Genomic DNA, 3,652 nt, shown 5'->3' on the forward strand with positions numbered 1-3,652 from the left:
CGGGCTGCCCCCGGCGCGCCCCCTGCCGCTCGAGGCCGCCGTCTCCCGCCAGACCGTCGTGCTCGCCTACGAACGCCTCGTCGCCGAGGGCTATGCCGAGGGCCGCGCCGGCGCCGGCGTCTTCGTCCCGGAGGTGCTGCCTGAGGCGCTGCTGCAGGTCGGGCGGCCGGCGGTCGGCCCGGCGCCCGACGCCCCGGCGGGAAGCCTGTCCGCCCGCGGACGCGACCTTGCGGCCCTGCCGATCACGCCGGCGCGGCGCGGACCCGGGCTGCTCTCACCCGGCCTGCCCGCCTTCGACGCCTTCCCCGCCGAGGCCTGGGGCCGGATCGCCGCGCGCTTCTGGCGCGACCGGCCGACCGCCGACGTCCTCGGTTACATGGACCCCGCGGGCCACCTGCCGCTGCGCGAGGCGGTGGCGGCGCATCTCGGCGCCGCGCGCGGCATCGCCTGCACGACGCAGGAGGTGATGATCGTCGCCGGCTCGCAGCAGGGCATCGCGCTCGCGGCGCGGCTGCTGCTCGACCCCGGCGACGCCGCCTGGGTGGAGGACCCGGCCTATGTCAGCGGGCGGAGCGCGCTGGCGGCGCATGGCGCGCGGCTCGTCCCCGTGCCGGTGGATACCGAGGGCCTGGACGTGGCCGCCGGCAAGGCGCTGGCGCCACAGGCGCGCGTCGCGCTGGTCACACCGTCGCACCAGTATCCGCTCGGCGTCACGATGAGCCTGCGGCGCCGCCTCGCGCTGCTCGACTGGGCGGAGCGCACCGGCGCCTGGATCCTCGAGGACGACTACGACGGCGACTTCCGCTACGCCGGACGCCCGCTCCAGCCGCTGCGCGCGCTGGCACGGCCGGGCGCGGCGCGCGTTATCTACATCGGCACCTTCGCCAAGATCCTCGCGCCCGGGCTGCGGCTCGGCTACCTCGTCGTGCCGCGCGCACTGATGCCGGCGTTCACGACCGCGCGGGCGCTGACGGACCGGCAATCCGCCGGCCCCGACCAGGCGATCCTTGCCGCCTTCATCGCCGAAGGGCATCTCGCGCAGCACCTGCGGCGCATGCGCGTCCTCTACGCCGCGCGGCGCGCCGCGCTGCTCGCGGCGCTGCAGGACGGCGCGGCGGACCTCGTGGCCTGGGACGCGGCGGGGCCGCAGGCCGGCCTGCACCTCGCCGCCCGCTTCCACGACCAGGGGATCGACGACCTTGCCGCCTATGATGCCGCGCGGCGGATCGGGCTGCAGACGCCGCCGCTCTCGGGCTCCTTCCTCGGCGCGCCGGTGCGCGGCCTGGTGCTCGGCTTCGCCGGCACGGCGGAGGACCGCATGGCGGAGGGCGTCGCCCTGCTGCGCCGGGCCGTGGCGATGGCGCGCCGGCCGGGCTGAACACGGCGCTTGACCCTCCCAACGTGGGAGCGAGGACAAGCCTGTCTCCCGCAACGCTGCGACAGGAGACAGAGATGCAGCACTTCGACATTCCCGACATGACCTGCGGCCATTGCGTGATGACGATCACGCAGGCTGTTCAGTCGGTCGACGCAGCGGCGCAGGTCCAGGCGGACCTCGCGACGCACAGCATCGGCGTGACCAGCACCGCGAGCGCGGCGAGCCTATCGGCCGCCATTGCCGCCGCCGGCTACGCCAACACGACACGGGCCTGAGACAGGAGCACGCGCGATGGCCCCCGACATCAACACCAGGGAGTGGATGCCCGCGCTCGCGGCCTCCATTTCCGCGGCGCCGGACGCCGCGCTCTCGGTCCCGATCGAGGGCATGACCTGCGCGTCCTGCGTGCGCCGCGTCGAGAAGGCCATCGCCGCCGTGCCCGGCGTGGCCGCCGCCGCCGTGAACCTCGCCACCGAGCGGGCTGAGATCCGCTTCGACGATGCGCCGGACCTGCCCGCCGTGATCGCCGCGGTGCACCGGGCTGGTTACGGCATCGGTACCGACGCGACGGACCTCGCGATCGAGGGCATGACCTGCGCCTCCTGCGTCGGCCGCGTCGAGCGCGCGCTGAAGGCCGTGCCCGGCGTGACGGAGGCCGTAGTGAACCTCGCGACCAACCGCGCGCGCGTCACCCATCTGCCGACCATCTCGACCGCGACGCTGGTTACGGCGGTGCGCGACGCCGGATACGGCGCCGAGCGCATCGGCGACGAGGCCACGGCCGACCGCGGCGACCGCGAGCGTGCCGCCCGCGCGGCGGAGATCCGCAGCCTGGCGCGCAGCCTCGGCCTCGCCGCCGTGCTGACCCTGCCGCTGATGGTGCTGGAGATGGGCGCGCACCTCTCCATGGCCCTGCACCACGCCATCCGTGACAGCATCGGCTTCGCGCTGAGCTGGAAGATCCAGTTCGCGCTCGCCGCGCTGGTCATGTTCGTCCCCGGCCTGCGTTTCCAGACCAAGGGCTGGCGTGCGCTGCTGCGTGGCGCGCCGGACATGAACTCGTTGGTCGCGCTCGGCACCAGCGCGGCCTTCGCATACTCGACCGTCGCGACCTTCGCGCCCGCCCTGCTGCCGGCCGGCGCGCGGCACGTCTTCTTCGAGGCGGCGGCGGTGATCGTGACGCTGATCCTGCTCGGCCGTTGGCTGGAGGCGCGGAGCAAGGGCCGCACCTCCGAGGCGATCCGGCGGCTGATGGGCCTGCAGCCGCCCACCGCGCGCGTGCTGCGCGGCGGGCAGGAGCAGGAGATCCTTGCGGCGCAGCTGTTCGAGGGCGACATCGTGCTGGTGCGGCCGGGCGAGCGCATCCCCGCCGATGGCGAGGTGACCGAGGGCGCGTCCTTCGTGGACGAGGCGATGATCACCGGCGAACCCGTGCCGGTGGAGAAGACCCCCGGCGCGCGGGTGACCGGCGGCACAGTGAACGGCGCCGGGGCTTTCCGCTTCCGCGCCACGGCCGTGGGCGGGGAGACCGTTCTCTCGCAGATCGTGCGCATGGTCGAGCAAGCGCAGGGATCGAAGCTGCCGATCCAGGCGCTGGTGGACCGCGTGACAATGTGGTTCGTGCCAGCCGTGCTCGCGGTCGCGGCACTGACCTTCGGCGTCTGGCTCGTCCTCGGGCCGGAGCCGGCGCTCGCCTTCGCGCTGGTGAATGCGGTCGCGGTGCTCATCATTGCCTGCCCCTGCGCCATGGGCCTGGCGACGCCAACCTCCATCATGGTCGGCACCGGCCGGGCGGCGGAGCTCGGCGTGCTGTTCCGCAAGGGTGAGGCGCTGCAGGCGCTGCGGGACGTCGAGGTCGTCGCCCTCGACAAGACCGGCACGCTGACCGAGGGCCGGCCGACCCTCACCGACCTCGCCGTGATGCCGGGCGAGGACGAGGCCGCGATCCTGGCGCTGGCCGCCGCGGTCGAGGCACAATCCGAGCACCCCGTCGCGCAGGCCATCGTCGCCGCGGCGCGGACGCGCGGCCTGGCTCTGCCTGAGGCGGCCGCCTTCGAGGCCGTGCCCGGCTTCGGCGCCACGGCGATGGTGGATGGGCAGCGCGTGACGGTCGGCGCCGACCGCTACATGGCGCGGCTCGGCCTCGACGTCGCGCCTTTCGCCGCCACGGCGGCCGCGCTTGCGGACCAGGGGCGCACGCCGCTCTACGCCGCGGTGGATGGGCGGCTCGTCGCGGCGCTGGCGGTCGCCGACCCGGTCAAGCCGGGCACGCCG

3 protein-coding genes are annotated in these 3,652 nt (G+C 74.8%); all 3 read left to right on the top strand.

The window, feature by feature from the left end:
- Positions 1-1,378, top strand: a 1,378-nt coding sequence (pdxR, locus tag HW578_RS24340) for a MocR-like pyridoxine biosynthesis transcription factor PdxR (protein ID WP_198373291.1), incomplete at its 5' end; no start/stop codon positions are given.
- Between the two features lie 74 nt (positions 1,379-1,452).
- Positions 1,453-1,653 (top strand): heavy-metal-associated domain-containing protein, encoded by a 201-nt coding sequence (locus tag HW578_RS24345; RefSeq protein ID WP_198373292.1) that lies wholly within the window; start codon positions 1,453-1,455, stop codon positions 1,651-1,653.
- A gap of 16 nt (positions 1,654-1,669) precedes the next feature.
- Positions 1,670-3,652: heavy metal translocating P-type ATPase (locus tag HW578_RS24350; RefSeq protein ID WP_369407969.1), on the top strand; the 1,983-nt coding region annotated here is incomplete at its 3' end.

It is taken from the genome of Roseomonas rosulenta (assembly GCF_016106005.1).
GTDB classification, from domain to species: Bacteria; Pseudomonadota; Alphaproteobacteria; order Acetobacterales; family Acetobacteraceae; genus Neoroseomonas; species Neoroseomonas rosulenta.